26 protein-coding genes and 4 tRNA genes are annotated in these 23,007 nt (G+C 64.4%); 19 read left to right on the plus strand and 11 right to left on the minus strand.

Annotated elements, in window-relative coordinates:
- Nucleotides 1–86: 86 nt before the first annotated feature.
- Nucleotides 87–506 (minus strand): ferric iron uptake transcriptional regulator, encoded by a 420-nt coding sequence (gene fur, locus HLG70_RS16725; protein ID WP_171661856.1) that lies wholly within the window; start codon nucleotides 504–506, stop codon nucleotides 87–89.
- Nucleotides 507–659: 153 nt separating this feature from the next.
- Between fur and HLG70_RS16730 the strand changes: the two genes are divergently transcribed.
- The gene (locus HLG70_RS16730; RefSeq protein WP_171661855.1) at nucleotides 660–1,196 is read left to right on the plus strand and encodes an outer membrane protein assembly factor BamE; all 537 of its coding nucleotides are present in this window, start codon (nucleotides 660–662) and stop codon (nucleotides 1,194–1,196) included.
- Between the two features lie 15 nt (nucleotides 1,197–1,211).
- On the plus strand, nucleotides 1,212–2,003 hold the full coding sequence (gene dapB / locus HLG70_RS16735) for a 4-hydroxy-tetrahydrodipicolinate reductase (protein WP_171661854.1): 792 nt from the start codon (nucleotides 1,212–1,214) through the stop codon (nucleotides 2,001–2,003).
- Nucleotides 2,004–2,068: 65 nt separating this feature from the next.
- Here dapB and murB read toward each other — a convergent pair whose 3' ends face one another.
- On the minus strand, nucleotides 2,069–3,112 hold the full coding sequence (gene murB, locus HLG70_RS16740; RefSeq protein WP_171661853.1) for a UDP-N-acetylmuramate dehydrogenase: 1,044 nt from the start codon (nucleotides 3,110–3,112) through the stop codon (nucleotides 2,069–2,071).
- Between the two features lie 229 nt (nucleotides 3,113–3,341).
- Here murB and HLG70_RS16745 point away from each other — a divergent pair.
- From HLG70_RS16745 to HLG70_RS16770, 6 genes are all read left to right on the plus strand, one after another.
- Nucleotides 3,342–3,417: transfer RNA gene (locus HLG70_RS16745), tRNA-Gly, on the plus strand.
- Nucleotides 3,418–3,665: 248 nt separating this feature from the next.
- Nucleotides 3,666–3,741 (plus strand) — tRNA-Gly (locus HLG70_RS16750).
- Between the two features lie 264 nt (nucleotides 3,742–4,005).
- Nucleotides 4,006–4,081: transfer RNA gene (locus HLG70_RS16755), tRNA-Gly, on the plus strand.
- A 55-nt stretch (nucleotides 4,082–4,136) separates the two neighbouring features.
- Nucleotides 4,137–4,210: transfer RNA gene (locus tag HLG70_RS16760), tRNA-Cys, on the plus strand.
- A 92-nt stretch (nucleotides 4,211–4,302) separates the two neighbouring features.
- A complete protein-coding gene (locus HLG70_RS16765; protein ID WP_171661852.1) occupies nucleotides 4,303–4,644 on the plus strand; it encodes a hypothetical protein in 342 nt (113 codons plus the stop codon).
- A gap of 2 nt (nucleotides 4,645–4,646) precedes the next feature.
- Nucleotides 4,647–5,246, plus strand: a complete 600-nt coding sequence (locus tag HLG70_RS16770) for a DUF2946 family protein (protein WP_171661851.1) — start codon at nucleotides 4,647–4,649, stop codon at nucleotides 5,244–5,246.
- 49 nt (nucleotides 5,247–5,295) lie between these two features.
- Here HLG70_RS16770 and HLG70_RS16775 read toward each other — a convergent pair whose 3' ends face one another.
- Entirely contained in the window at nucleotides 5,296–5,697 is a 402-nt protein-coding gene (locus HLG70_RS16775; protein ID WP_171661850.1) for a DoxX family protein, read from the minus strand.
- 130 nt (nucleotides 5,698–5,827) lie between these two features.
- Between HLG70_RS16775 and HLG70_RS16780 the strand changes: the two genes are divergently transcribed.
- The 5 genes from HLG70_RS16780 to HLG70_RS16800 all read left to right on the plus strand — a co-directional run bounded on the left by HLG70_RS16780 (nucleotide 5,828) and on the right by HLG70_RS16800 (nucleotide 10,029).
- Complete coding sequence (locus HLG70_RS16780) at nucleotides 5,828–6,760, plus strand: LysR family transcriptional regulator (RefSeq protein WP_234103112.1); 933 nt, start codon at nucleotides 5,828–5,830, stop codon at nucleotides 6,758–6,760.
- Between the two features lie 10 nt (nucleotides 6,761–6,770).
- Nucleotides 6,771–7,352 (plus strand): NUDIX hydrolase, encoded by a 582-nt coding sequence (locus HLG70_RS16785; RefSeq protein WP_171661849.1) that lies wholly within the window; start codon nucleotides 6,771–6,773, stop codon nucleotides 7,350–7,352.
- Entirely contained in the window at nucleotides 7,349–8,119 is a 771-nt protein-coding gene (aat, locus tag HLG70_RS16790) for a leucyl/phenylalanyl-tRNA--protein transferase (protein ID WP_171661848.1), read from the plus strand. The genes HLG70_RS16785 and aat overlap by 4 nt, the downstream gene beginning before the upstream one ends.
- A gap of 55 nt (nucleotides 8,120–8,174) precedes the next feature.
- On the plus strand, nucleotides 8,175–8,912 hold the full coding sequence (locus HLG70_RS16795; protein ID WP_171661847.1) for an arginyltransferase: 738 nt from the start codon (nucleotides 8,175–8,177) through the stop codon (nucleotides 8,910–8,912).
- Between the two features lie 73 nt (nucleotides 8,913–8,985).
- Nucleotides 8,986–10,029, plus strand: coding sequence for a quinone-dependent dihydroorotate dehydrogenase (locus HLG70_RS16800; RefSeq protein ID WP_171661846.1), 1,044 nt, complete (start codon nucleotides 8,986–8,988; stop codon nucleotides 10,027–10,029).
- A 166-nt stretch (nucleotides 10,030–10,195) separates the two neighbouring features.
- On the opposite strand, the gene phaP is transcribed toward HLG70_RS16800, so the two are convergent.
- Nucleotides 10,196–10,774, minus strand: coding sequence for a TIGR01841 family phasin (gene phaP / locus HLG70_RS16805; RefSeq protein WP_171661845.1), 579 nt, complete (start codon nucleotides 10,772–10,774; stop codon nucleotides 10,196–10,198).
- Nucleotides 10,775–11,158: 384 nt separating this feature from the next.
- Here phaP and HLG70_RS16810 point away from each other — a divergent pair, with 384 nt between their 5' ends.
- Nucleotides 11,159–12,136 (plus strand): tripartite tricarboxylate transporter substrate binding protein BugD, encoded by a 978-nt coding sequence (locus HLG70_RS16810; protein ID WP_171661844.1) that lies wholly within the window; start codon nucleotides 11,159–11,161, stop codon nucleotides 12,134–12,136.
- Nucleotides 12,137–12,206: 70 nt separating this feature from the next.
- Here the strand turns inward: HLG70_RS16810 and HLG70_RS16815 are convergent, their stop codons facing one another.
- From HLG70_RS16815 to HLG70_RS16825, 3 genes are all read right to left on the minus strand, one after another.
- Nucleotides 12,207–13,070, minus strand: coding sequence for an IclR family transcriptional regulator (locus HLG70_RS16815; RefSeq protein ID WP_057287352.1), 864 nt, complete (start codon nucleotides 13,068–13,070; stop codon nucleotides 12,207–12,209).
- Nucleotides 13,071–13,223: 153 nt separating this feature from the next.
- The gene (locus tag HLG70_RS16820; protein WP_171661843.1) at nucleotides 13,224–14,039 is read right to left on the minus strand and encodes a competence/damage-inducible protein A; all 816 of its coding nucleotides are present in this window, start codon (nucleotides 14,037–14,039) and stop codon (nucleotides 13,224–13,226) included.
- A gap of 34 nt (nucleotides 14,040–14,073) precedes the next feature.
- Nucleotides 14,074–14,883, minus strand: coding sequence for an EI24 domain-containing protein (locus HLG70_RS16825; protein ID WP_171661842.1), 810 nt, complete (start codon nucleotides 14,881–14,883; stop codon nucleotides 14,074–14,076).
- A 63-nt stretch (nucleotides 14,884–14,946) separates the two neighbouring features.
- Here HLG70_RS16825 and HLG70_RS16830 point away from each other — a divergent pair, with 63 nt between their 5' ends.
- The gene (locus tag HLG70_RS16830) at nucleotides 14,947–15,330 is read left to right on the plus strand and encodes a thioredoxin family protein (protein ID WP_171661841.1); all 384 of its coding nucleotides are present in this window, start codon (nucleotides 14,947–14,949) and stop codon (nucleotides 15,328–15,330) included.
- Between the two features lie 83 nt (nucleotides 15,331–15,413).
- Here the strand turns inward: HLG70_RS16830 and HLG70_RS16835 are convergent, their stop codons facing one another.
- The 3 genes from HLG70_RS16835 to HLG70_RS16845 form a co-directional block, all read right to left on the minus strand.
- Nucleotides 15,414–16,907: a DEAD/DEAH box helicase gene (locus HLG70_RS16835; RefSeq protein ID WP_171661840.1), complete on the minus strand. Its 1,494-nt coding sequence runs from the start codon at nucleotides 16,905–16,907 to the stop codon at nucleotides 15,414–15,416.
- A gap of 383 nt (nucleotides 16,908–17,290) precedes the next feature.
- Complete coding sequence (locus tag HLG70_RS16840) at nucleotides 17,291–17,626, minus strand: AzlD domain-containing protein (protein WP_046803475.1); 336 nt, start codon at nucleotides 17,624–17,626, stop codon at nucleotides 17,291–17,293.
- Nucleotides 17,623–18,372, minus strand: a complete 750-nt coding sequence (locus tag HLG70_RS16845) for an AzlC family ABC transporter permease (RefSeq protein ID WP_171661839.1) — start codon at nucleotides 18,370–18,372, stop codon at nucleotides 17,623–17,625. Before HLG70_RS16845 ends, HLG70_RS16840 begins: the two co-directional genes overlap by 4 nt.
- 237 nt (nucleotides 18,373–18,609) lie before the next feature.
- Between HLG70_RS16845 and HLG70_RS16850 the strand changes: the two genes are divergently transcribed.
- The 4 genes from HLG70_RS16850 to HLG70_RS16865 all read left to right on the plus strand — a co-directional run bounded on the left by HLG70_RS16850 (nucleotide 18,610) and on the right by HLG70_RS16865 (nucleotide 21,408).
- On the plus strand, nucleotides 18,610–19,530 hold the full coding sequence (locus HLG70_RS16850; RefSeq protein ID WP_171661838.1) for a branched-chain amino acid transaminase: 921 nt from the start codon (nucleotides 18,610–18,612) through the stop codon (nucleotides 19,528–19,530).
- 76 nt (nucleotides 19,531–19,606) lie between these two features.
- Nucleotides 19,607–19,828, plus strand: coding sequence for a zinc-finger domain-containing protein (locus tag HLG70_RS16855; protein WP_057287358.1), 222 nt, complete (start codon nucleotides 19,607–19,609; stop codon nucleotides 19,826–19,828).
- 39 nt (nucleotides 19,829–19,867) lie between these two features.
- The gene (locus tag HLG70_RS16860) at nucleotides 19,868–20,290 is read left to right on the plus strand and encodes a YybH family protein (protein ID WP_171661837.1); all 423 of its coding nucleotides are present in this window, start codon (nucleotides 19,868–19,870) and stop codon (nucleotides 20,288–20,290) included.
- 17 nt (nucleotides 20,291–20,307) lie between these two features.
- Nucleotides 20,308–21,408, plus strand: coding sequence for a YheT family hydrolase (locus HLG70_RS16865; protein ID WP_171661836.1), 1,101 nt, complete (start codon nucleotides 20,308–20,310; stop codon nucleotides 21,406–21,408).
- A gap of 47 nt (nucleotides 21,409–21,455) precedes the next feature.
- Here HLG70_RS16865 and HLG70_RS16870 read toward each other — a convergent pair whose 3' ends face one another.
- Nucleotides 21,456–22,979 (minus strand): M48 family metalloprotease, encoded by a 1,524-nt coding sequence (locus tag HLG70_RS16870; RefSeq protein ID WP_171661835.1) that lies wholly within the window; start codon nucleotides 22,977–22,979, stop codon nucleotides 21,456–21,458.
- Nucleotides 22,980–23,007 lie beyond the last annotated feature (28 nt).

The raw sequence follows: 23,007 nt of genomic DNA on the forward strand, positions 1-23,007 counted from the left end.
AAAAAACCCCTTCTTATAGAAGGGGTTTTTGATCTCACTGGCCCGCAACGAGCGCGGCCACGGACCGTGGGTTGCCCGCTATGGGCTTAGCGGCCTTTCAGGCAGCTGCCGCAAATGCCATACAGCACCATCGCGTGGCTTTCCAGCGCGAAGGCGTTGTCCTTGGCGATCTTCTGCTGCCGCTTTTCGATGTCCGGGTCCGAAAACTCGACGACTTTCCCGCAATTCGTGCAAATCAGGTGATCGTGGTGATCGCCGTCATTGAGTTCAAACACGGCCTTGCCGCTGTCGAACTGGCTGCGCGCAAGAATGCCGGCCTGCTCGAATTGCGTCAGGACGCGATAGACGGTCGCCAAGCCGATTTCGACGTTTTCGCCTATCAGGGCCCGGTAGACGTCTTCGGCGCTCAGGTGGCGTTCACCCGATTTGCGGAAAATATCAAGAATCTTCAGGCGAGGAAAAGTCGCCTTCAAACCCATGTTCTTCAGTTCGCTTTGGTCGCTCATGGTGTAATCGCTCTCCGTCCGCGTTGGCATGGGCAAGGATAGGGTCACCGCGAGCCGGCTCACCGAATTCATGCCGCCACGCGGAACTATCCTTATGAAACCTTTATGATAACGGTTTTGTTTGCTTCCAAATAATAGGGGCGCGTAGTGTCCATGATTGCACGAATTCCCTCCCGCTCTCTGAAGACCGGTTTGGTCATTGCCGCCCTGGCCGTCGCCCTGGCGGGCTGCAGCTCGGGCAAGTGGGGCTTCCCGTATAAGGCCGGCGTCCAGCAAGGCAACTGGATCACGCAGGAACAAGTTGCGCTGCTCCAGCCCGGCATGACCCGCGAACAGGTGCGCTTCGCCCTGGGCAGCCCTACGCTGACCAGCGTGCTGCACGCCAACCGCTGGGATTACCCGTACTACTTCAAGCCTGGTTACGGCGAAGCGCAGGAACGCAAGTTCACGGTCTGGTTCGAAAATGACCGGCTGACGCGCTGGGAAGGCGACAAACAGCCCGACCTGCAGCCCTACCAGATCAACACGCCGGATTCCGTCTCGGACGAAAAGGCCGACCAGCGCCTGAACCAGGATGAGGCCCGGCTGAAGGAAGAGCAGGACCAGCAAAAGCGTGACGCCGACGCGCCTGTCAGCCCGCTCAATCAATACCCCGGCCAGCCCGGCAACGCGCCCGAGCCGCTGCGTTAACACCAAGGATTCTTTATGCGTATTGCTATCGCCGGCGCCAACGGCCGCATGGGCCAGATGCTGATCGAGGCCGTATTGAAGGCCGACGGCCTGCAGCTGGCCGTGGCGCTGGGCAGCAAGGGTTCCAGCGCACTGGGCCGCGATGCCGGCGCCCCGCTGGGCAAGCAGACCGGCGTGGCCATCACGGATGACCTGGACGCGCTCGCCGGCGCCGACTGCCTGATCGATTTCACCCGCCCCGAGGGCACGCTGGAACACCTGCAGGCCTGCGTGAAGCACGGCGTGAAGGCCGTCATTGGCACCACCGGCTTTGACGACAATGGCCGCGCCACGATTGAAGTGGCCGCCCAGAAAACCGCCATCGTGTTCGCGCCCAACATGAGTGTGGGAGTCAATGCCACGCTCAAGCTGCTGGACATGGCCGCGCGCATCCTGAACGCAGGCTACGACGTGGAAGTGTTCGAGGCCCACCACCGCAACAAGGTGGATGCGCCGTCGGGCACCGCACTGAAGATGGGCGAAACCATCGCCTCGGCCTGGGAAGTCGCCCTGCCCGATGTCGCCACCTGGAGCCGCCACGGCGACACCGGTGTGCGCAAGCCCGGCACCATAGGCTTTTCCGTCCTGCGCGGCGGCGATATCGTTGGCGACCACACGGTTTCGTTCTGCGGCATCGGCGAGCGCATCGAGATCTCGCACCGTTCGTCCAGCCGCGCCACCTACGCGGAGGGCGCGCTGCGTGCGGCCCGGTTCCTGGAAAGCAAGACCAATGGCCTGTACGACATGCAGTCCGTGCTGGGTTTCTGACCTTCCCTGGCCGCATGAAAAAAGGACCCTCCGGGGTCCTTTTTTTCGTCGCTTGCCGGCGGTCGTCAGACCACCACGGGCTCCGGCTCCAGCCGCACGCCGTAGCGGTCGGCCACGGCATCCTGCACGGCCCGCGCCAAGCCCATGATGTCGGCGGCGGTGGCCCCGCCCCGGTTGACCAGCACCAGCGCCTGGCGGTCATGCACACCGGCCGGGCCCAGCGCCCGGCCCTTCCAGCCGCATTGATCGATCAGCCAGCCCGCCGCGAGCTTGTAGCGCCCATCCGGCTGGGCATACGAAACCAGCCCGGGAAAACGGCCCGCCAACTCGTCGCGCGTGGCGGCCGGCACGATAGGATTCTTGAAGAAGCTGCCGGCGTTGCCGGTGACCGCGGGATCCGGCAGCTTGGTCCGGCGGATGTCGCAGACGGCGTCGAACACGTCGCGCGCGGAAGGCGACCCGGCAGCCAGCCTTGCGTGGCGCTGCAGGTCGGGATATCCGAGCACGGGCAGCCAGGGCCGCGGTAGCGAAAAACGCACGCTCACAATCACCCAGCGCCCCGGCTCGTCGTGCTTGAAGGCGCTGTCGCGATAGGAAAAGCGGCAGTCCGCCGCGCGCATCTCCACATAGCGCGCCTGGCGCACGTCCCATGCCGTCAGGCTGTGGAAGCGCTCTTCGAGCTCCACGCCGTAGGCGCCGATGTTCTGAACCGGCGCCGCGCCGACCGTGCCGGGAATCAGCGCCAGATTCTCCAGCCCGTCCCAACCTTGCGCCACGCATGCCGACACGAACCCATGCCAGCTCTCCCCGCCCGCCGCTTCGACAAGCCAGGCATCGGGCCGGGCCTCCAGCAAGCGCACGCCCTTGAAGGCCACGCGGGCCACCAGTCCCGGGACGCGCTCGGGCAGCACCAGATTGCTGCCGCCGCCCAGCACGAGCAAAGGCGATGTCTGCCGGGCCAGCGCGGACAAGGCGGGCAATTGCGCGGGGGCATCAAGCGTGACGAATGCGTCGGCCTGGGATACCAGCCCCAGCGTGTTCAGGCCGGTAAGGTCCTGGACAACCGGAGACAAGGAATCGGGCGCGAAGTCAACGAGCGGATTTGACATGGGTGCTACGAGGTATGCTATAGTTTCTGTCTTCGCTCATATTACTTGATTGAGTGTTTGACCTGCAGTTGAAGGCCCTGCCGACTTGCCAGCATATTGGCAGGCAAGACCAAGAAACCCAGGCCAAGACAAGCTCTAAAAATCATGCTAGAATGCGCGCCTTCTGATCGATAACCAAGTTGATCAGAGTGAATAAGAAAACAGGTTCTGGGCAGTTTACGGAACCAATGCGGGAGTAGCTCAGTTGGTAGAGCGCAACCTTGCCAAGGTTGAGGTCGCGAGTTCGAGACTCGTCTCCCGCTCCAAATTTTGATTCGCAGCGTTTTTCAAAATTCTGCGGATCGTTGAAACAAAGGGCCTGCGGGCCCTTTTTTCATGCCTGCCTGCAACGTGACACGAGCGATGCAGGCGATATAAGCGGCCCAAGCAGGCCACGCTTGAAGGCATGAAAAATTAATGTATACTCACGCCTCGCTGATTGGACAGCCGCAAGAATCTTACTGATACGCGCGGGCAGGTGTGCCAGGCGGCATGGCAGCAGCAGTATGCAAATGCGGGAGTAGCTCAGTTGGTAGAGCGCAACCTTGCCAAGGTTGAGGTCGCGAGTTCGAGACTCGTCTCCCGCTCCAGATTCAGGTCTGCGAGCTTTTTTGAAGCATCGCACGGCTAAGGAAGACGGGCCCGCATGGGCCCTTTTTCTTTTCTCCGACCATGATGGATTGCATGCCGGGTTTCCATGAGCAGGCATGATGCAGGTGAAGCGACACGGTCGCTGTGCAAAGCTCTAAAAACCATGTACAATCGCTGTCTTTGGTGAACAGCGCCTGTGAAAAAAATGCACGGGTAGCAACATCAAAACAGCAGTATCTGGCATTACCCCGGTAATGCCCAAAGCGGGAGTAGCTCAGTTGGTAGAGCGCAACCTTGCCAAGGTTGAGGTCGCGAGTTCGAGACTCGTCTCCCGCTCCAAATACAAAGAGGAAGCAACGGCCCACACCGCGCTTCCTTTTTTCTTGCAAGTGCTGGCGCAATGGCAGAGTGGTCATGCAGCGGATTGCAAATCCGTGTACGTCGGTTCGATTCCGGCTTGCGCCTCCAGCATCTTTCCCCAAGCATCTCGTTACCCATCCCTACGCCCGGTCAGCCGAATGGTTGCTAATGTGACGCCGTTTTCATCAAACGACGACTCCATGCACAACATCTCGGATTCCCGGACGAGCGCGAGCCGCTGCTCCTCTTCCCTTTTGACGCTGTCCGCCGCTGCGCTGATCTCCCTGGCGCCGCTGGCCGCGGAAGCCGGCGACAAGCACCATCACCATCACCGCCACAAGGGCGGCGAATACAAAGAGCAGTATTGGGATGGCGCCTGTAAGGTCGAGCGCAAATGGAAGCGCAACGGCGAGTACCGCGAAAAGCGCAAGTGCCGCGACGATTATGCTTATGGCTACGCGCCTCATCCCGTGGCCGTGCCCATGATGCCCGTGGCGCCCGCCATCGTCATCACTCCGCCTTCTATCATCATCCGCCCCTGACCATGGACCAATCGGTGAAGGACGCTCTGGCCCGCTGGCCCAATGTGCCAGCGGTATACGGCTGGCTGTCGCTGGACGCGCGGGGCCGCTGGCGCCTGCATCCGCAAGGCCAGGCGGCCGACGGCGGTCCGGGCGAGTCCATCACCAACTCGCAGATCCTGGAGTTCATCAACCGCAACTACGCGCATGACGAGGCGGGCCGCTGGTTTTTCCAGAACGGGCCGCAGCGGGTGTTCGTGCGTCTGGACGCCGCCCCCCATGTGCTGCGCCTGGCCGACGACAACCGCAGCTTGCTCACGCACACGAACGCGGCGGTCGAATCTGTCGACGGCTGGTGGCTCGATGACGAAGGGCAGCTCTATGCCATGACGCCGCTGGGCGCCGGCATCGTGCTGGACCGCGACCTGCCGCCGCTCCTGGAAAAGATGACGACGCAAGACGGCGCCCCCTTGCTGGATGCGCTGGCGGACCTGGCGCCAGGCCAGTCCATCGCGGCCGGATACCCCGGCATCCATGCCGCCGCGCCACTGCAATCCATCTCCCGGCGGGACTTGCCTGAACGCCTGGGATTCAATCCGAACCCCGCGGCCGATCCCGCCTGATCCGTTTGACGGGATACGTCGGGACAGGCCGCCGGCATGGCCGGACGGTTCAGCCCCGGCTGCTCTTGACCAGCGCGAACTTGCCGTCGCCCAGCAGGGCCAGCACGGCTGCGGCCACGGTCAGGAAGATCGGATATTCCCAACCGCCACCCGTATTGCCAAACCCCCAGCCATTGCCGAAGTGCACGGTCGACGCGACGAAGAGCTGCACCACCGCGATGGCGGCGACCCAGCGAGGCACGATGCCCAGGATCAGCAGCACGCCCGCGCCGACTTCGAAGAACGTGACGGGATAGGCCAGCCAGCCGGCAAAGCCGATCTTGGCGAAGAACTGCGCGGTGCCCGGCAGCGTAAAGACGAGCAGCTTGGTCAGGCCATGGGCCAGGAACATCACGCCGAGCGCCACGCGCAGCAGCAGCGCGGCATAGGGCGCGGTACGGTTATCAATCATTGCTTCATCCTTGTGCGGAGTGCGAATCACCCGGAATGGGAAGATTCTCCTTGGGCCGTATTCTTGCGATTCCAAAAACAAAGATAAACATGCAGAATTGCAAATTATTGTTCCCCGATAGGAAACAATCTTGGATACCCATACCGCCATGCAGACCTACGCCAAGGTCGTGGAATTGGGCTCATTCGCGGCCGCGGCCGACAAAATGGGCCAGGCGCGCTCCGTGGTCACCCGGCAGATCGCCTACCTGGAGCAGAAGTACGGAGTACGGCTGCTGAACCGCACCACCCGCAAGCTCAGCATGACGGACGCCGGACGTGCGTTCTATGAACGCGTACGTCCGATCCTGGCCGAAGTGGCGGACCTGGAACTGTCGCTGCAGGCGGAAGGCCAGCGGCCCAGCGGCCGGCTGCGTGTCAGCGCCCCCGTTTCGTTCGGCATCCTGCACCTGGGGCCGGCCATCGCCGAGTACCTGCAGCGCTATCCGGACGTGGTGATAGACCTGGACCTGAACGACCGCGTGGTGGACCTGGTGGAGGACGGCTACGACGTTGCCGTGCGGATCGGGCCGCTGCTGGACTCCTCGCTGGTGGCCCGGCCGCTGGCGCCCCAGCAACTGCTGGTTTGCGCCGCGCCGTCCTACCTGAAGCGCCACGGCGCGCCGGCCGTGCCCGAAGACCTGAAGCAGCACCGCTGCCTGCACTATGCCTATGCCAGCACCGGCAACGAATGGCATTTCGAGAAAGACGGCGTGACGCATCTGGTGCGGGTGAATGCGGCACTGCGCGCCAACAACGGCGACGTCCTGCGCACCGCCGCGCTGGCCGGCCACGGCATCATCCTCCAGCCGGAGTTCCTGGTGGGCGACGATATCCGCGCGGGACGCCTCACGGCGCTGCTCACCGACTATGCCCATACCCCGATTTCCATGGTCGCCGTCTACCCTCACAGGCGCTTCCTGTCGCCCAAGGTAAGGTCTTTCGTCGAGCACCTGGAAGAGCGCTTCGGCAGCCCGTCTCCCGCCGCGCCCGGGCGGCGCGCCATGACCCGCCGCAGCCGTTAGAATCGTACCCATGACCGCCAAATCGCCCATCGAATACTTCCCCGCGCCGCGCCGTTCCCACTTCTGCAGCCAATGCGGCTCACCCGTCAACCGCCGGGTGCCGGAAGGCGACAACCGCGAGCGCGACATCTGCGATCACTGCGGCGCGATCCACTACCAGAACCCGCGGCTGGTGGTCGGCACCGTGCCGGTCTGGGAGAACCGCGTGCTGCTCTGCCGCCGCGCCATCGAACCGCGCTACAACACCTGGACCCTGCCGGCCGGCTTCATGGAGCTGGGCGAGAGCACGGCGCAGGGCGCGGCGCGCGAAACGCTGGAGGAATCCGGCGCCAAGATCCAGCTTGGCAACATCTACACCATCATCGACGTGCCCCAGATCGAACAGGTGCATGTGTTCTACCTGGCCCAGGCGCTGGGCCCCGAGCTGGATCCCGGTCCCGAGAGCCTGGAAGCCCGCTACTACGACGAGTCAGAGATCCCGTGGGACGACCTGGCTTTCCGCACGGTGGCGAGTACGCTGCGCCTGTTTTTCGAGGACCGGTTGCTTGGCACGTTCGGCCCTCATCACTACACCCTCGAATCGCACCGTTGAAGCTGCCCTGGCTCACCGCCGATACCCCCTTTCCCCCTGCGGAATTCGCGCTGACGGATCCCGATGGCCTGCTGGCCGCCGGAGCGGACCTGTCCCCCGCCCGGCTCATCCAGGCCTACTCGAACGGCATATTCCCCTGGTATTCGGAAGGCGAGCCCGTCCTGTGGTGGAGTCCCGATCCGCGCATGGTGCTGGCTGTCAGGGACTTCGCGCCCTCGCACTCCCTGCGCAAGCTGCTCAGGCAGGTCGCCAGCCAGGAACAGGATGCCGCGCCGCGGGTGCAGGTGCGCGTCGATACAGCCTTCCCGCAGGTCATGGCCGCCTGTGCCGCGCCGCGCGACGGCCAGCCTGGCACCTGGATCACCGGCGCCATGCAGGAAGCCTATCGCGCCTGGCATGAGGCCGGCTGCGTGCACAGCATAGAAACCTGGATCGACGGCGAACTGGCGGGCGGGCTGTACGGCATCAGCCTCGGACGGATGTTCTTCGGCGAGTCCATGTTCACCCGCGCCCCCAACGCGTCCAAGATCGCGCTGGCCTATCTGGTGCGCTACCTGGCCGCGCAGGGCGTGGACTGGATCGATTGCCAGCAGCAGACGCGCCATCTGGCCAGCATGGGCGCCCGCCCCCTGCCCCGGACACGGTTTCTCCAGCACGTCCGCCAGGCCACCTCGCTGCCGGGCATTGCGTGGGGCCGCGGCACGCTCGACAGCGCCGGCCGCCTGCACCTGGACGCGCCCGAGGGCGCCCATCGGATGCCGGGTTAAGCGTTAATATGTACCCACCCCGTCACGAGCTTGCCACCGTCATGCGGGATCTCCAATGAGCCAGCTCAAAGAACTCCCCTTCTCCACGCTGCAGTTCTATGCAACCGCCCCCTACCCTTGCAGCTACCTGCCGGGTCGCCAGGCCCGGTCGCAAGTCGCCGCGCCCGGCCACCTGATCAACGCCGGCACCTACTCCCAGCTGGTGGAACAGGGCTTTCGCCGCAGCGGGCTTTTCACCTACCGCCCCCATTGCGACAATTGCCACGCCTGCGTCCCCGTGCGCGTGGATACGGCGGGTTTTACTCCCAATCGCAGCCAGCGCCGCGCCTGGCGCGATCACCAGCATTTGCAATCCTTTGTGGCGGAACTGGCCTGGTCCCCCGAGCACTACCGCCTCTACACCCGCTACCAGCAGGGCCGGCACCCGGGCGGCGGCATGGACGAAGACAGCCGCACGCAATATGCGCAATTCCTGCTCACCAGCCGCGTGAACACCCGGCTGGTGGAATTCCGCAACCCGGAGGGCGTGCTGTTGATGGTGTCCATCATCGACGTGCTCGATGATGGCCTGTCCTCCGTCTATACCTTCTATGACCCCGATATCGCCGCCGGCCTGGGCACCTACAGCATCGTCTGGCAGATCGAGCAGTGCCGCGCGCTGAACCTGCCCTGGCTGTACCTGGGCTATTGGATCGCGGACAGCCGCAAGATGTCCTATAAGTCGAGCTTCCAGCCGGCCCAATTCCTGGTTGATGGCGAGTGGGGCAACAAGCCGGAACCGCCCCCCGCCTGATTTCCCCGCTGAATGTCTCCCGCGCCTTCGGTCCGCCGCAGGGCCGGCAAAATTCGCTCTACAATTCCGCCCCATGTCTATCCTCTTCCACGCCTATCCCCTGGCCCGCCCGGCACTGTTCGCCATGGATGCGGAAACCGCCCACGAAGTCACTTTGTCGGGCCTGCAGCGCGCCTACGAATGCGGGGCCACGCGCAAGCTTATGCATGCGCAACCCAAGGCGCCCTGCACGCTGATGGGGATGCAGCTGGCCAATCCGATCGGGCTGGCGGCGGGCCTGGACAAGAACGGCGCCTATATCGACGCGCTCGGCAATCTGGGTTTTGGCTTTATCGAGGTCGGCACGGTCACCCCGCGCGCGCAGCCCGGCAATCCCAAGCCGCGCATGTTCCGCCTGCCGCGCGCCAATGCGCTGATCAACCGGCTGGGCTTCAACAACCAGGGCCTGGAAGCCTTCCTGGTCAATGTGCAGCGCAGCACGTGGCGCAAGCAAGGCGGCATCCTGGGGCTGAACATCGGCAAGAACGCGGATACACCGATAGAACGCGCGGCGGAGGACTACCTGATCGGCCTGGAAGGCGTGTACCCGCATGCCGACTACGTGACGGTGAACATCTCATCGCCCAACACCAAGAATCTGCGCGCGCTGCAAAGCGGCGACGAGCTGTCCGCGCTGCTGGGGCAACTGGCTGACAAGCGCCGGGCGCTGGAAGACCTGCACCAGCGGCGGGTCCCGATCGCGGTGAAGATCGCCCCCGACCTGACCCAGGAGCAGATCGACGCCATTGCCGACACCCTGCCGCGCCATGGCATCGACGGCGTCATCGCCACCAACACCACGCTGTCGCGCGATGCGGTGACGGGTCAGCCGCATGCGGAAGAAGCCGGCGGGTTGTCCGGCGCGCCCGTGCATGAATTGTCGCTGGCGGTCATCCGCCGCTTGAAAGAGAAGCTGGACGGCAGCCTGGCCATCATCGGCGTGGGCGGCGTGCTGTCGGGCCAGCAGGCCCGCGAAAAGATGGCAGCCGGCGCCGACGCGGTGCAGCTGTATACGGGCCTGATTTATCGCGGTCCCGCCCTGGTGGGCGAATGCGTGCGCGCCGTAGCGCGCCGCTGAAAGACGCGCTGGCAGAGGCGGGGCCGGCGCGCTGCCGGCAGGCGGCCCAGCACCGGCAGCGGGCAAAAAAAAGGGGCCACCCTGTGGGTGGCCCTAATTCCAGCTCTGCTCTGTCACTCAACAGTACTACATTACTGCGACTTCCGCAGCATCGCGCGCCAAAAACTTAGGCGGTGCGACGGCTGCGGTTGGCAACCTTGGTAGCTGCATCGGCGGCATCCGTGGCAGCCTTGAAGGTCGCGTTGGCGGCGGCATTCAGGTTCGACTCGGCGACTTCAGCGGCCTGCTTGGCGGCCTTGGTCATCGAATCGTAAGCGCTGGTCGCGGTGGCCAGCGAGGACTTGATCAGGGCAACGGCGCTTTCGGAGCCGGTCGGGGCGTTCTTGGAGAACTGGTCGACGGCTTCGCTCAGCTGCTGCTGGCTTTCGGCGATCTGTTCTTCGGTCAGCTTGACCAGGCTGCCTTGCACGCCGGCAACGATGTCGTACACGTGCTTGGTGTAGGCCATGGCCTTTTCGGCGCCCGGCTGCAGCAGGCCCGAGGCAAACGCCGCGGCTTCCTGCGGGTCTTTCACTTCAGCGGCTTGTTGCGACTTCTGGGCGACTTCGTCCAGAGTGGCCTTCACGACCTTCAGGTTCAGCTCGACCAGCTTTTCAAAGCCAGCGAAAACGGCGGACTGGGCAGCCACGAAAGTATTGATGCTGGCCTTTTGACGGTCCAGGACTTGTTGCGGAATTGCGCTCATAGAATGCTCCTTTAGGGGTAGCCGGAAGTTTCCGGCAAGTAAGGATGGTTGTCTGCGACGAACTATAGAAACGTGCGCGGAAACTGGTACTACAAGCTACCGCCGGCCCGTTTGATGCACTGCACAATTCACATTCTAGACTGGGGAAAAAACTTGTCAAGCACTTATTGTGCAGTGCAATAAATATTTGCACTTTCACGGTGCATGGCGACTGCCCGGATTTGATCCTTCTCAATAATTTCCCATGATTCGGGAAATACCGGACATGACGCGGTATCAATTCTTTTCTACACTGCTTTCACGCTGATGACAGACAAATACAAACCATATGTCAGCGGTTGATAACTAAATCGCAGCAAGCAAAACCCTGCAATTGGAGACCTCATGACCCTAATCCCCCGCACGCTTTCGGCCCTGCTCGCGGCCAGCGCCATGCTCGCGGCCGGCGCCGCCCAAGCGGAATTCCCGGAACGCCCCATCAACATGGTGGTGCCTTTCGCCGCTGGCGGTCCGACGGACAACGTCGCGCGCTCGCTCGCGGAAGCCATGCGGCCGAGCCTGGGCCAGACGGTCGTGGTCGAAAACAAGGGCGGCGCCGGCGGCACCATTGGCACCACCCAGGTGGCGCGCGCCCAGCCGGATGGCTACTCCATCCTGCTGATGCACGCCGGCTTCTCGACCGCGCCTTCGCTCTACAAGAATCCGGGGTACGACCCCTTCAAGAGCTTCGAGCCCATCGGCCTGGTTGTCGACGTGCCCATGACCATCGTCGCACGCTCGGACTTCCCGCCCAACACGATCCAGGAACTGGCCGAGTACGTCAAAAAGAACAAGGACAAGGTATCCCTGGCCAACGCCGGGATCGGCGCCGCCAGCCACCTGTGCGGCACCATGCTGGTCGAAGCCCTGGGCGTTCAACTGCTGACCATCCCCTACAAGGGCACCGCGCCAGCCATGAACGACCTGCTGGGCAAGCAGGTGGACCTGATGTGCGACCAGACCACCAACACCACGCAGCAGATCGACAGCGGCAAGATCAAGGCCTATGCCGTGACCAGCCTGAAGCGCGTCCCGACGCTGCCCAAGCTGCCCACCATGGACGAGTCCGGCTACAAGGGCTTCGAGGTCGGCATCTGGCACGGAATGTGGGTGCCGAAGGGCACGCCCAAGCCCGTCGTCGACAAGCTGGTCAAGAGCCTGCAGGCCGGCCTGGCCGACCCCAAGTTCCAGGAACGCATGAAGCAGTTGGGCGCAACCGTGCTCACGTCCGAGGCCAACCCGCAAGCGCTGGAAGCCAAGGTCAAGCAGCAAGTCCCGCAGTGGGCCGAGCTTTTCAAGAAAGCTGGCGTCGAACAGCAATAAGGGCAGCCCTCGCTCCCTGCAAAGCAAAAAGCCCCCTTGCGGGGGCTTTTTGCATTACGACTCACTGCTTTTACGGCCGCAAGGCCTCCGCCGCCATGCCCAGGCCATTGAAGCCGGTGGACACCGACGGCTCGTAGCCCAGCGCTTCGGAAATACTGGCGGCGGTGTCGACCAGGGCCTTGATCCAGTCGTCCTGCAGGCGTTCCGCCGGCGCCGAGATGGACAGGCCAGCCACCAGCTTGCCGGTGTCGTCGAAGATGCCGGCCGCGATGCAGCGCACGCCGAGCTCCAGCTCCTCGTTGTCGCGCGCGTAGCCGTGGCGGCGCACCAGGGCCAGTTCGCGTTCCAGCCTGTCCAGGTCGGTCAGGCTGTTGCGCGTGTGGCCAGCCAGCCCCGTGCGCAGCGCATAGGCGCGCACCTGGCGCGTGTCGCCGGTGGAGAGGAACAGCTTGCCGGTGGAGGTCAGGTGCAAAGGGGCGCGCCCGCCGATGGCGCGCACCACCTGCATGCCCGAGCGTTCGCTCCAGGCGCGGTCGATATAGACGATCTCATCGCCCTGCTGGACGGACAGGTTGATGGTCTGCCCCGTAAGCTTGTGCAGGGAACGCATGGCGGGAATGGCCGCTTCGCGCACATTCAGCCGCCCCTTGACCAGCGACCCCAGCTCCAGCAGGCGCATGCCAAGCTGGTAGAGGCCGTTGTCGACGCGCTCGACATAGCGGCCCACGACCAGGTCGTTCAGGATGCGGTGCGCGGTCGACGCGTGCAGGCCGGTCGTCGCGGACAACTCCTTGAGCGTCACGGGATCCGGCTGCGCGGCCAGGGCGTCGAGCAGCCGCATGGCGCGCTCGATGACCTGGATGGCGATGGGATGGGCAGGAGCGCCTTCGGTCTCGGCGTCCAGGGGATTGCGGGGGGTCGGAAGACGGGGCATAGGGGGAGATAGGCTTAGCGCCGCGCCGCCAAAAAAAATCCTTGCGGCGATGCAGCAAACAGTTCTTTCCCGTATTGTGAAATTTACCGGTCGGTTTGGCAACCGGTATTTGATCTATAAATGGGGTTGTTCCCCATTTATAGATGGCGCGAATCAGGCCGCGGCAGGCGGCGCCAGCTTTCCGCCCAGGCGCAGGACCTCTGCCCGCAAAAACTCCAAAGCCTCGGCTGTCCCCTCGGGTTCGCCCTTCACGCCCAGTTCGATATGGGGCGTTCCGCCCGCTTCTCCGACACTGGGCAGGCTGAAGGCGCGCACGCCGGGCCAGCGCGTTTCCACGCTGACCATGGCCGGCGTGATGCGGGATTCCGGCATGCTGAAAACCAGGAAGGAATGCTCTACGTGCGGCTGCACATGCTGCAGTGCACGATAGCGCGTATCCAGCGTCCATTCCAGCATGGGCCACGCCATGACCGGGAAGCCGGGCACGAAAGTGTGGTCGTGGATGAAGAAGCCGGGAATCCGGTTATAGGGATTGGGAACGATCTCGCAGCCCTCCGGAAACATCCCCATCTGCAGACGCTGCTGGTTTTCGGGCGCGCTCATGTCGGCCGTGCCCTGTCCCTTCGCAGCCATTTCCTGGGTGCGCAGCGCTATCGCCTGCTCGGCCTCGGGGTGTAGCGCCAGCGGCAGGCCCAAGGCGGCGGCGACGGCTTGCCGGGTATGGTCGTCCGGCGTGCCGCCGATGCCGCCACAAGAAAACACCACATCCCCGGTGGCGAAGCTGCGCTTGTACGCGGCCACCAGCCGGTCGCGCTCGTCAGGCAGGAACTCGGCCCAGCTCAGGTGCATGCCGCGCGCGCCCAGGAGTTCGACAATCTTGGAAAAATGCTTGTCCTGACGGCGGCCCGACAGGATTTCATCCCCGACGATAATGAGGCCAATGCGACGGGCGGCGGATTCTGCGGCCATGTCCAGTTCCAGAAGGTAAGAGAAAAGACGCCGGTCAGACGTCGATGACGCGGTCCTGGCGCAAACGCTTCAGCGCTTCCAGGCCGTAATGCGCATAGACCAGCGCCGAGAACACCGGCAGGATAATCCAGGCGGGCGGCAGCAGGTTCAGCAGCGAACAGATCAGGCCGATGGTCCAGAAACCACCGTTGTTCCGTTCCAGGATGAGCTTGCGTTCGGACGGGCTGGCGTGCTCGACGATCGCGTCCACCCGCATCATGCGCGAGAAAGCGAACGCCCACCAGAAGATCGACAGCACGATGGCCATGGGCGGCACCAGCCACAAGGGCAGCGTCAGCACCCAGCCCGCGGCGAAAGCGAGCGACACCCAGACGGCATTCCAGACGCTGACCGCGGTAGAGAACTTGCCGCGGCGGCCCACCGTGGCGTATTCGCGCTGGCCCACATGGCGCAGCACCAGCGGCATGACGAAGACGGCGGCGATCGCCAGCCCCAGGATTCCGGACACCGGCAACAGGATGGCTGCGGCGATGACCGGGATGAAGTAGATCTTGAGCGAAAACAGCCCCACCGCGACCAGCCATTCATCGACGCGGTTGACGAAGTCCCAGTGCGAGACCTCGGCGCGCAACCAGTCGGTCAGCGGCGTCCAGAACAGCCACAGCAGCAGGAAGGCGCCGATCAGCGCAATCAGGAAAGGCAGCAGCACCGCGAACAGCATGGTCGGGTGGCATTGGGACACCAGCGCGCGCTTGAACGCCTGCCCCACGCTGACCGCGCCGGTGGCCGCGCCAGGCAAGCGGCCGTTCTCGGGCGTGGGGGAATCAGTGCGCAACACGGTCATGGCGGTCAAAATAGTGGATGGACATCCCGGGTATGATAGTCAAACACGCCCCGATCTGCTCACATGTCTCTACTTGTACCCGGTACCGACCTTGCCGCCCTGCGCGCGCGGCTCGGCTCATCGCCCAACACCTGGCTGGTCGCCTGTTTCTGCGCGGCATGGTGCGACACCTGCGAGCAGTACAAGCCCAAGCTGCAAGCCCTGGCCGGCACGCTGCCGCAGCACGTCTTCGCCTGGATCGACATCGAAGACCACGCCGAATTGCTGGGCGACGAAGACGTCGAGAATTTCCCCACGCTGCTGGTGCAGATTGGCGCGCGCGTGGTGTTCTACGGCCCCATGCTGCCGCATATCGGCCACCTTGAGCGGCTGCTGGAAAGCCTGAGCGAAGACAGCGCACCAGTCGCCACCGCCCTGCCCGACCTGCCCCGGATGCTCGCCGCCTGACGCGGTCTCCCGGCGCGCTCCCATAAAAAAACCCGCAACGCCTTTTGGCCTTGCGGGTTTTTTTCGACTGAGCCGCCGAAGGTTCAGGGCTTGCGGCTGCCGCCCAGCAGGACCGCGACCTGGCGCTTGGGCGCCGTGGCCGAGCCGCCGTTGTTCTTGGGCGCCTGCTCTTCGGCCTGCACCGACGAGGCCGAGGGCTCGTAGGGCTTCAGGAAGAAGTCGTCCACGGGCTGGCGCGAGCCGCCGGAGGTGTAGCCGGAACGGCGGTCGGAAGAGCGACCGCGCTCGCCGCGGCTTTCACGTGCGCCGTCACGGCTTTCGCGGCCGCCATCGCGGCTTTCGCGCGACGACGAACCACTGTCGCTGCGGCGATGGCTGCGCGCGATCAGATCGGCCGGCACGTCGAGCGTGCCGCGGGGCACTTCCCGCTTGATCAGCTTTTCGATGTCGAGCAGGAAGCGTTCTTCGTCGGCGGTGAACAGGGCGATGGCTTCGCCCGAGGCGCCCGCGCGGCCCGTGCGGCCGATGCGGTGAACGTAGTCTTCGGCGTTGTACGGCAGATCGTAGTTGATGACGCAAGGCACGCCGGCCACGTCCAGACCGCGAGCGGCCACGTCGGTGGCGACCAGCACTTCAAGTTCGCCGGCCTTGAAGGCCTCGAGCGCCTTCATGCGGTCGGCCTGGGTCTTGTCGCCGTGGATCGATTCGGCCTTCACGCCGTCGCGTTCCAGTTCGCGCGCGAGGCGCGCCGTGCCGATCTTGGTGTTGGAGAAAACGATGACCTGGTTCAGGCCGCGCGACTTCACCAGATGCACGACGGCGGCGCGCTTGGCGTCGCTGGGCATCTTATACGCGATCTGCGTGATCGTGGTGGCGGTGGCGTTGCGCGCCGCGACTTCGATCTCGACGGGTTGGTTCAGGTACGAACGGCCGAGCTTGCGGATTTCGTTGCTGAAGGTGGCGGAGAACAACAGGCCCTGGCGCTGCGCGGGCAAGAGGCGAATGATGCGCTCCAGATCCGGCAGGAAACCCATGTCGAGCATGCGGTCCGCTTCATCCAGCACCAGGATGCCGACCTGGCTCAGGTTCACGTTCTTTTGCTCAACGTGATCCAGCAGGCGGCCCGGCGTCGCCACCAGCACTTCGCATCCGCGGCGCAGCGCTTCCTTTTGCGGACCGATATCCACGCCCCCGAACACCACGGCGGAACGCAGCGGCGTTTGCTTGCTGTAGCGCTTGACGCTTTCGTAGACCTGGTCCGCCAGTTCGCGCGTGGGCGTGAGAATCAGCGCGCGCACAGGGTGGCGGGCGGGCGACGCGCTGGTGTTGGCCAGCGGCATGAGGCGGTGCAGGATGGGCAGCGTAAACGCGGCCGTCTTGCCGGTGCCGGTCTGGGCGGCGCCCATGACGTCGCGCCCTTCCACCACGACGGGGATGGCTTGCGCCTGAATGGGCGTTGGAATGGTGTAGCCGGTTTCGGCGATGGACTGCAACAGCAGGGGGTGCAGCCCGAAATCGGCGAACGTCGGCGCGGGCGCGTCAGTGGTGGGTGCTACGGATTGAGTGGATTCAGTCATCAGGGTTTGGCAGATACCGGGACCAGTGAAAAAGAACAAAACGAGAGTGCTACATGCACTGCACTACATATGCATCGGGGCAACCCGAATACGCGTGATCGCATCGCGACGGCACGCAAATCGCCGCGAATCGCTATCGGCTTCGCGGACGATCCGCGCCCTGCCTTACTGGCCAGTCGGCGCATTCTGGATTCGATACTTATGAGGGCAGTACCAGGCCCGGATTGCTGTGGATAACTTAATTTTAGCTCAGGCGCCTTACCACACGCTCAAATCGCCATCCAACTGGCGGGACAACAGCCGTGAATGGCAGGCGTGGAGTGGTCGGAGGGCATGCAGGGAGTGTCCACCAGATGGACTAAGCTGTTCAATAAATCGGGAGATCAGCCTGCAAGCCAGCGCAAACCCCACAGCACCAGCATGCCGACGACGATCACCAGCACCGCGCTGCGAGTACGCAGAAAGACCAGGATCGCGACCAGTCCGGCCACGAGCTTGTAGTCGAACACCGGACCCAGCCCGGCCTTCCAGGGTAGCAGGTCGGGCACGACGATGGCCGTGAGCGCCGCGGCGGGCGCATAGCGCAAGGCTCTGCGCACGCCGTCCGGCAAGGGGATGTAGTCGCCAAACAGCATGAAGCCGGCGCGCGTCAGCACGCTGCATAGCGCCAGCAGCAGGATGGCGGAATAGACGTAGATTTCGGAGGGCCAGAGGGTCATGCGCCCGCCTTGAAGAAGCGTTCGGCCCAGATGCCGGCGACCACGCCGGCGATGACGGCGGCCGCCAGTCCCAGGCGCAAGGGCAATGCCTGTCCGGTCCAGGCAACCACCCCGGCCGCCAGCATGGACACCAGCATGGGCTTGGAGCTGGCCAGCGGCACCGTGATCGCCAGCAGCGCCAGCACCGCGGCAAAATCCAGCGACCAGTCCGTGGGCACCATGGCGCCCAGGTAGATGCCCACGATCGAGGACGACTGCCATACCAGCCAGCCCGGCGCGATCGTGCCGAGGAAGAACCACAGCTGCTCGCGCGTGCCGCGCTCGACCGAATCGCCATAGCGCGGCATGAACAGCACGAACCCCATGTCGGTCGTGAAATAGCCAAGCCCCAGGCGCTTGGGCCAGGACATGTGGCGGAAATAGGGTTGCAGCGCCGCGCCAAAAATGAGGAAGCGCAGGTTCACGACGCATCCGGCCGCAAAGATCAGCCATAACGGCGCGCCCGCGGCGATCAGCGGCAACGACGTCAGCTGTGCCGAGCCCGCATACAGCAGCAGGGTCATGGCCAGCGCCATGGATTCCGTCAGGCCGGACTTGACCATGGCCACGCCGGTCACCAGGCCCCAGGTCGCGGTGGCGATCAACGCGGGCACGATGGCATGGACACCGGCGCGGAAGGCGGTCAGGCGTTCCTGGCGGACCACGCCAGGGTCTTCGGATTCAGGAAGCGCGGATTCAGAGGACAACGGCTGGCCCCTGGCGAATCAGACAGGACGACATGGAAACTCTATGGGGAAGGAAACACGCGACAGCCCGTTCGCCCGCCGGAATCACTATGCGCGGGCCGGATGGCACCGCGCCGGTGCGCGAATAGGCCCGTATTGTAACCTCGCTGCTTGATACAATATCGGGCTCAAGATTCATGACCCCTTGGGGGCCTGACGCGATGCGACAGGTCTGGCGCGCACTGTGTGGAGAAGACCATGTCGATGGCCGACCGCGACGGTTTCATCTGGTATGACGGCAAGCTCGTCCCGTGGCGAGACGCAACGACGCATGTCCTGACGCACTCGCTGCACTACGGGCTGTCCGTCTTCGAGGGCGTGCGCGCCTACCGCTCCGAAATCGGCACCGCCATCTTCCGCCTCGAAGACCACACCAACCGCCTGTTCAATTCAGCGCACATCTACCAGATCCCCATGCCGTTTGATCGTGACACGATCAATGAGGCCCAGCGGATGGTCGTGCGCGAAAATCAGCTGGAATCCGGCTACCTGCGTCCGCTCGTGTTCTACGGCCCCGAAAAGATGGGCGTGTCTCCCATAGGCGCCAAGGTGCATGTCGCCATTGCCGCCTGGCCCTGGGGCGCCTACCTGGGCGAAGACGCGCTGGCCCACGGCATCCGGGTCAAGGTGTCGTCGTTTGCGCGCCAGCACGTAAATGTCACGATGCCGCGCGCCAAGGTCGCCACCACCTACGCAAACTCCATCCTGGCCAATACCGAAGCCCTGCAGGATGGCTACGACGAGGCCCTGCTGCTGGACACCGAGGGCTTCGTGGCCGAGGGCTCCGGCGAAAACCTGTTCATCGTCAAGGACGGCGTGCTCTGCGAGCCCGAGATCGCCTCGGCCCTGACCGGCATCACCCGATCCACCATCCATGCGCTTGCGGCCGACTTCGGGCTGCGCCTGGTGACCAAGCGCCTGACGCGCGACGATGTCTACATCGCGGACGAGGCGTTCTTCACCGGCACCGCCGCCGAAGTGACTCCGATCCGCGAGGTCGACAACCGCCAGATCGGCTCAGGCCGGCGCGGTCCGATTACCGAGATGTTGCAGAACGCATTTTTTGACATGGTGAATGGCCGCAACCCGAAGTACCATCACTGGCTAAGTAAAGTCTGATTCGCGCGGTCTTGCCACACAAGACCGCATCATTGCCTCAACCTGCCGTTTATCGGTTCTTTTTTCAGGAATATCCATGACCGCTGCTGCTCCGGCCGCCGTCCCCCACGCTCACGAAGTCATCGAGGTTGGCGGTGAAGACCTGCCCGTGTTCTGTCCCGGCCCCAAGGCGCCGCTCTGGAGCATGCACCCCCGCGTCTTCCTTGATGTCGCCCGCACTGGCTCCGCCAGCTGCGCCTACTGTGGCGCCGAGTACCGCCTGAAGGCCGGCACGGTGTTGCACGGCCACGGGCACTGAGTTTCCCGATCTATAACAAGCTTATCCGTTCCAGCAGCCATGTTTGCCACGCCCGAAGAAGCAGAACACGCGTTCTACGAAGCCCTTGAGCAGGCGGACAGCGTCCGCCTGATGCAAGTCTGGGCTGACGACGAGGAAGTCGTATGCATCCACCCGGGAGGCTTGCGCATCGTCGGTCACTCCGCGGTGCACGAGTCCTGGCAACAGGTGCTGTCGAACGGCCCGCTGCACGTCCGCCCGTTGCGCCCGCTGGTCATGCTCAGCATGATGTGCGCGGTGCACGTGCTGGTGGAACAGGTAGCGGTGCGCACCCGGGAAGGCACGCAGTTCGCCAACTGCTATGCCACGAACATCTACCACAAGGGCCCCACCGGCTGGCGCATGGTCATGCACCATGCCTCGTCGGCGCCCTCGGAAGCCGGGGTGCTCGATTTGCACGACGTACCCGACATGCTCCATTGAATCGGGTGGATTTTTAGTTGGCCGCTGCTCGTCTTGATACAACGCCCTGCCCCGTCCCCCCCTGGTTGCCAGGGGGCGACAGCCAGACGGTATACGCCGCCTTGTTCGCGCAGTATCACCGCATCGCGTTCGTGCGCGACCGCGTGGACACGCCCGATACCGATTTCGTCGATTTCGACTGGACCGGCCCCGGCCTGTTCCCGCACAAGGCCGCCGACGGCGCGCCGGTCAGCGGTCAGCGTCCGGTCGCCAATGGCAAGACCGCCGCGGCCCGGTGGATGACGGACGCGGACTGGAAGTCCCTGCCGCAGACGCCCGACACCCCTGCCCTGATCCTGTTCCACGGCCTGGAAGGCGGCAGCAACAGCCGCTATGCCCAATCCATCGCGCATCATTTCCGCGCACGTGGCTGGATTGTCGTGATCGCGCATTTCCGCGGCTGCTCGGGCGTGCCCAACCGCCTGGCGCGCGCCTACTATTCGGGCGACTCGGCCGAGGTGGGATTCTTGTTGGAAACCGTGCGCAAGCGCATCCCTCATGCGCGCTGGCATGCCGTGGGCGTTTCGCTGGGCGGCAATGCGCTGCTGAAGTACCTGGGCGAACACCAGGAGGACACCGCCTGGCTGACCGCCTGCGCGGGCGTCTCGGTGCCTTTGGACCTGGTTGCCTGCGGCAAGACCCTGTCGACGGGCGTGTTCAACCGGCGGGTCTACACGGCGCACTTCCTGAAAACGCTCAAGCACAAGGTGCTGGAAAAGGCGCATCGCTTTCCCGGCTCCATCGACGTCATGCGGATCGCCCACGCGCACGATCTGCGCGAATTCGACGATACCTACACGGCGCCCATGCACGGCTTTCGCAATGCGCTGGATTACTGGACGCGCGCATCCAGCAAGCCCTGGCTGCCAAAGATCTCGGTGCCGACGCTGGTGCTCAACGCGCGCAACGATCCGTTCATCCCGGCCGCTTCCCTGCCCAAGCCTGATGAATGCGCGTCCGGCATCCTGCTGCACCAGCCGTCCGATGGCGGCCACGCCGGCTTTCCCACCGGCGGCTTTCCCGGCCACCTGAACTGGCTGCCCCAGCGCCTGGGACGCTTTTTCGAAACCGGCCTGTAGCCCCCTGCTTCCGCAGGGGTATCCGGCACCCGCCAGGGCGAGGCGCGTCAGCCGGACTTGAAGCGTTCCAGCAGCTGGCGCTCTTCGGCCAGCCTGTCCTTCACTTCCTTGATCTGCACATCGATCTGCGACTGCTCGTAGAAGTCGGTGGACAGGCCGCGCGCCTGCTGCAGCTGCGATTCCGCGGCCGCGAAGGCGCCGGTCATGACGTAATAGCGCGCCAGGTCCCGGCGCGCCTGCACCGGCTTGCCGTTGCGCTCTTCGCTTTGCGCCAGCATCTGGTAGAGGCTGGGTTCGTCGCTGCCCCATTGCTTGATCTTGGCGCGCAGATAATCCTGCGCATCCGCGTGACGGCCATTGCCTTGCAGCGCCTGGGCGTAGGCGATGCCCAGCGCGCGCTGATCGGGCCAGCGCTTGGTGGCAGCCTGGGCCAGCGACAGCGCACGCGGGTAATCCTTGCGGGCCAGCGCGATGTCGACGCTCAGCTTGGCCAGCTGGGGAGAGCTGCGGCCATCGGCCGAGGCAAGGTTCCAGTAGCGCTCTGCTTCAGCCAGGTTATTGCGCTGGTACGCCTGCAAGGCCAGGCCGTAATAGGCGGCGGACTGCCGCACGCCGGACAGCGCCTGGGCCTCGTCCTGCAGTTGCTGGCCGGCCGAGCGCAGGCTGACCGCATCGCGCCCCTGCACCACGCGCATCTTGGCGCGGACGTACCAGAAGTCGTCGCTGTCCACATGACGGGATGGCGGCATGGACCGCACGCGGTTCTGCACATCGGACATGCGTTCGATCGAGAGCGGATGGGTGCTGGCCCATGAACCGCCGCCCGCGCCTTCATTCAGGCGGGATGCATTCATCAGGCGCGAGAACATTTGCGACATGCCGTCGGCGTCATACCCCGCCTTGGTCAGCATCTGCAGCCCGGCGCGGTCGGCCTCGCGTTCCGCGTCGCGCGAAAATCCCAGCTGACGGTTGATGGCCGCGGCCTGGCCAAAGGCCGCCACGCCCACGGCGAGGTTGCCGCCGCCGCCAGCCAGCGCCGCCAGCAGCGCCCCCGCCAGGCTGGCAAGCATCACCATGCTGTTCTGATTCTGCTGGGTCATGCCACGCGCGATGTGGCGCTGCACGACGTGGCCGATTTCGTGCGCCAGCACCGCGGCAAGCTCGGACTCGCTGCCCGAGGACACGATCAGGCCGGTATTGACGCCGATAAAGCCGCCGGGCATGGCGAAGGCATTGATTTCGGGATCGCGCACGCCGAACATTTCCACCTCTGGCACCGCCCCCGGGGCAAACGCCGCCAGCTTGCGTCCCATCGTGGTGAGGTATTGGCTGAGTTCAGAGTCGTCCACGTAGGTCGGATCGCGCCGGCCTTGCGACATGATGGCTTCGCCCAGGCTGCGTTCCAGCATGGGGGACAGTTCGGCCGCCGAGGCGGCGCCCATGGATGGCAGGCCCACCGGCTGCGCCCAGGCGGCGGCGGGGATCGTAGGGGCGACCAGGGTTGCGCACAGGCCGGCTATCGCGGCCCGTTTCGCAATCGCGCAAATGGATGGCATTTTCCTGCGGTTCATAAGCCTATGATAGCGATGCGCTTAAAAT

The sequence above is a fragment of the Achromobacter deleyi genome, assembly GCF_013116765.2.
Classification (GTDB): domain Bacteria; phylum Pseudomonadota; class Gammaproteobacteria; order Burkholderiales; family Burkholderiaceae_B; genus Achromobacter; species Achromobacter deleyi_A.

Bases quoted from the DNA above. Each gene is read 5' to 3' on its own strand.
- fur (WP_171661856.1), bottom strand. From the start codon at position 506: ATGAGCGACCAAAGCGAACTGAAGAACATGGGTTTGAAGGCGACTTTT.
- HLG70_RS16730 (WP_171661855.1), top strand. From the start codon at position 660: ATGATTGCACGAATTCCCTCCCGCTCTCTGAAGACCGGTTTGGTCATT.
- dapB (WP_171661854.1), top strand. From the start codon at position 1,212: ATGCGTATTGCTATCGCCGGCGCCAACGGCCGCATGGGCCAGATGCTG.
- murB (WP_171661853.1), bottom strand. From the start codon at position 3,112: ATGTCAAATCCGCTCGTTGACTTCGCGCCCGATTCCTTGTCTCCGGTT.
- HLG70_RS16765 (WP_171661852.1), top strand. From the start codon at position 4,303: ATGCACAACATCTCGGATTCCCGGACGAGCGCGAGCCGCTGCTCCTCT.
- HLG70_RS16770 (WP_171661851.1), top strand. From the start codon at position 4,647: ATGGACCAATCGGTGAAGGACGCTCTGGCCCGCTGGCCCAATGTGCCA.
- HLG70_RS16775 (WP_171661850.1), bottom strand. From the start codon at position 5,697: ATGATTGATAACCGTACCGCGCCCTATGCCGCGCTGCTGCTGCGCGTG.
- HLG70_RS16785 (WP_171661849.1), top strand. From the start codon at position 6,771: ATGACCGCCAAATCGCCCATCGAATACTTCCCCGCGCCGCGCCGTTCC.
- HLG70_RS16795 (WP_171661847.1), top strand. From the start codon at position 8,175: ATGAGCCAGCTCAAAGAACTCCCCTTCTCCACGCTGCAGTTCTATGCA.
- HLG70_RS16800 (WP_171661846.1), top strand. From the start codon at position 8,986: ATGTCTATCCTCTTCCACGCCTATCCCCTGGCCCGCCCGGCACTGTTC.
- phaP (WP_171661845.1), bottom strand. From the start codon at position 10,774: ATGAGCGCAATTCCGCAACAAGTCCTGGACCGTCAAAAGGCCAGCATC.
- HLG70_RS16810 (WP_171661844.1), top strand. From the start codon at position 11,159: ATGACCCTAATCCCCCGCACGCTTTCGGCCCTGCTCGCGGCCAGCGCC.
- HLG70_RS16815 (WP_057287352.1), bottom strand. From the start codon at position 13,070: ATGCCCCGTCTTCCGACCCCCCGCAATCCCCTGGACGCCGAGACCGAA.
- HLG70_RS16820 (WP_171661843.1), bottom strand. From the start codon at position 14,039: ATGGCCGCAGAATCCGCCGCCCGTCGCATTGGCCTCATTATCGTCGGG.
- HLG70_RS16825 (WP_171661842.1), bottom strand. From the start codon at position 14,883: ATGACCGTGTTGCGCACTGATTCCCCCACGCCCGAGAACGGCCGCTTG.
- HLG70_RS16830 (WP_171661841.1), top strand. From the start codon at position 14,947: ATGTCTCTACTTGTACCCGGTACCGACCTTGCCGCCCTGCGCGCGCGG.
- HLG70_RS16835 (WP_171661840.1), bottom strand. From the start codon at position 16,907: ATGACTGAATCCACTCAATCCGTAGCACCCACCACTGACGCGCCCGCG.
- HLG70_RS16840 (WP_046803475.1), bottom strand. From the start codon at position 17,626: ATGACCCTCTGGCCCTCCGAAATCTACGTCTATTCCGCCATCCTGCTG.
- HLG70_RS16850 (WP_171661838.1), top strand. From the start codon at position 18,610: ATGTCGATGGCCGACCGCGACGGTTTCATCTGGTATGACGGCAAGCTC.
- HLG70_RS16855 (WP_057287358.1), top strand. From the start codon at position 19,607: ATGACCGCTGCTGCTCCGGCCGCCGTCCCCCACGCTCACGAAGTCATC.
- HLG70_RS16860 (WP_171661837.1), top strand. From the start codon at position 19,868: ATGTTTGCCACGCCCGAAGAAGCAGAACACGCGTTCTACGAAGCCCTT.
- HLG70_RS16870 (WP_171661835.1), bottom strand. From the start codon at position 22,979: ATGAACCGCAGGAAAATGCCATCCATTTGCGCGATTGCGAAACGGGCC.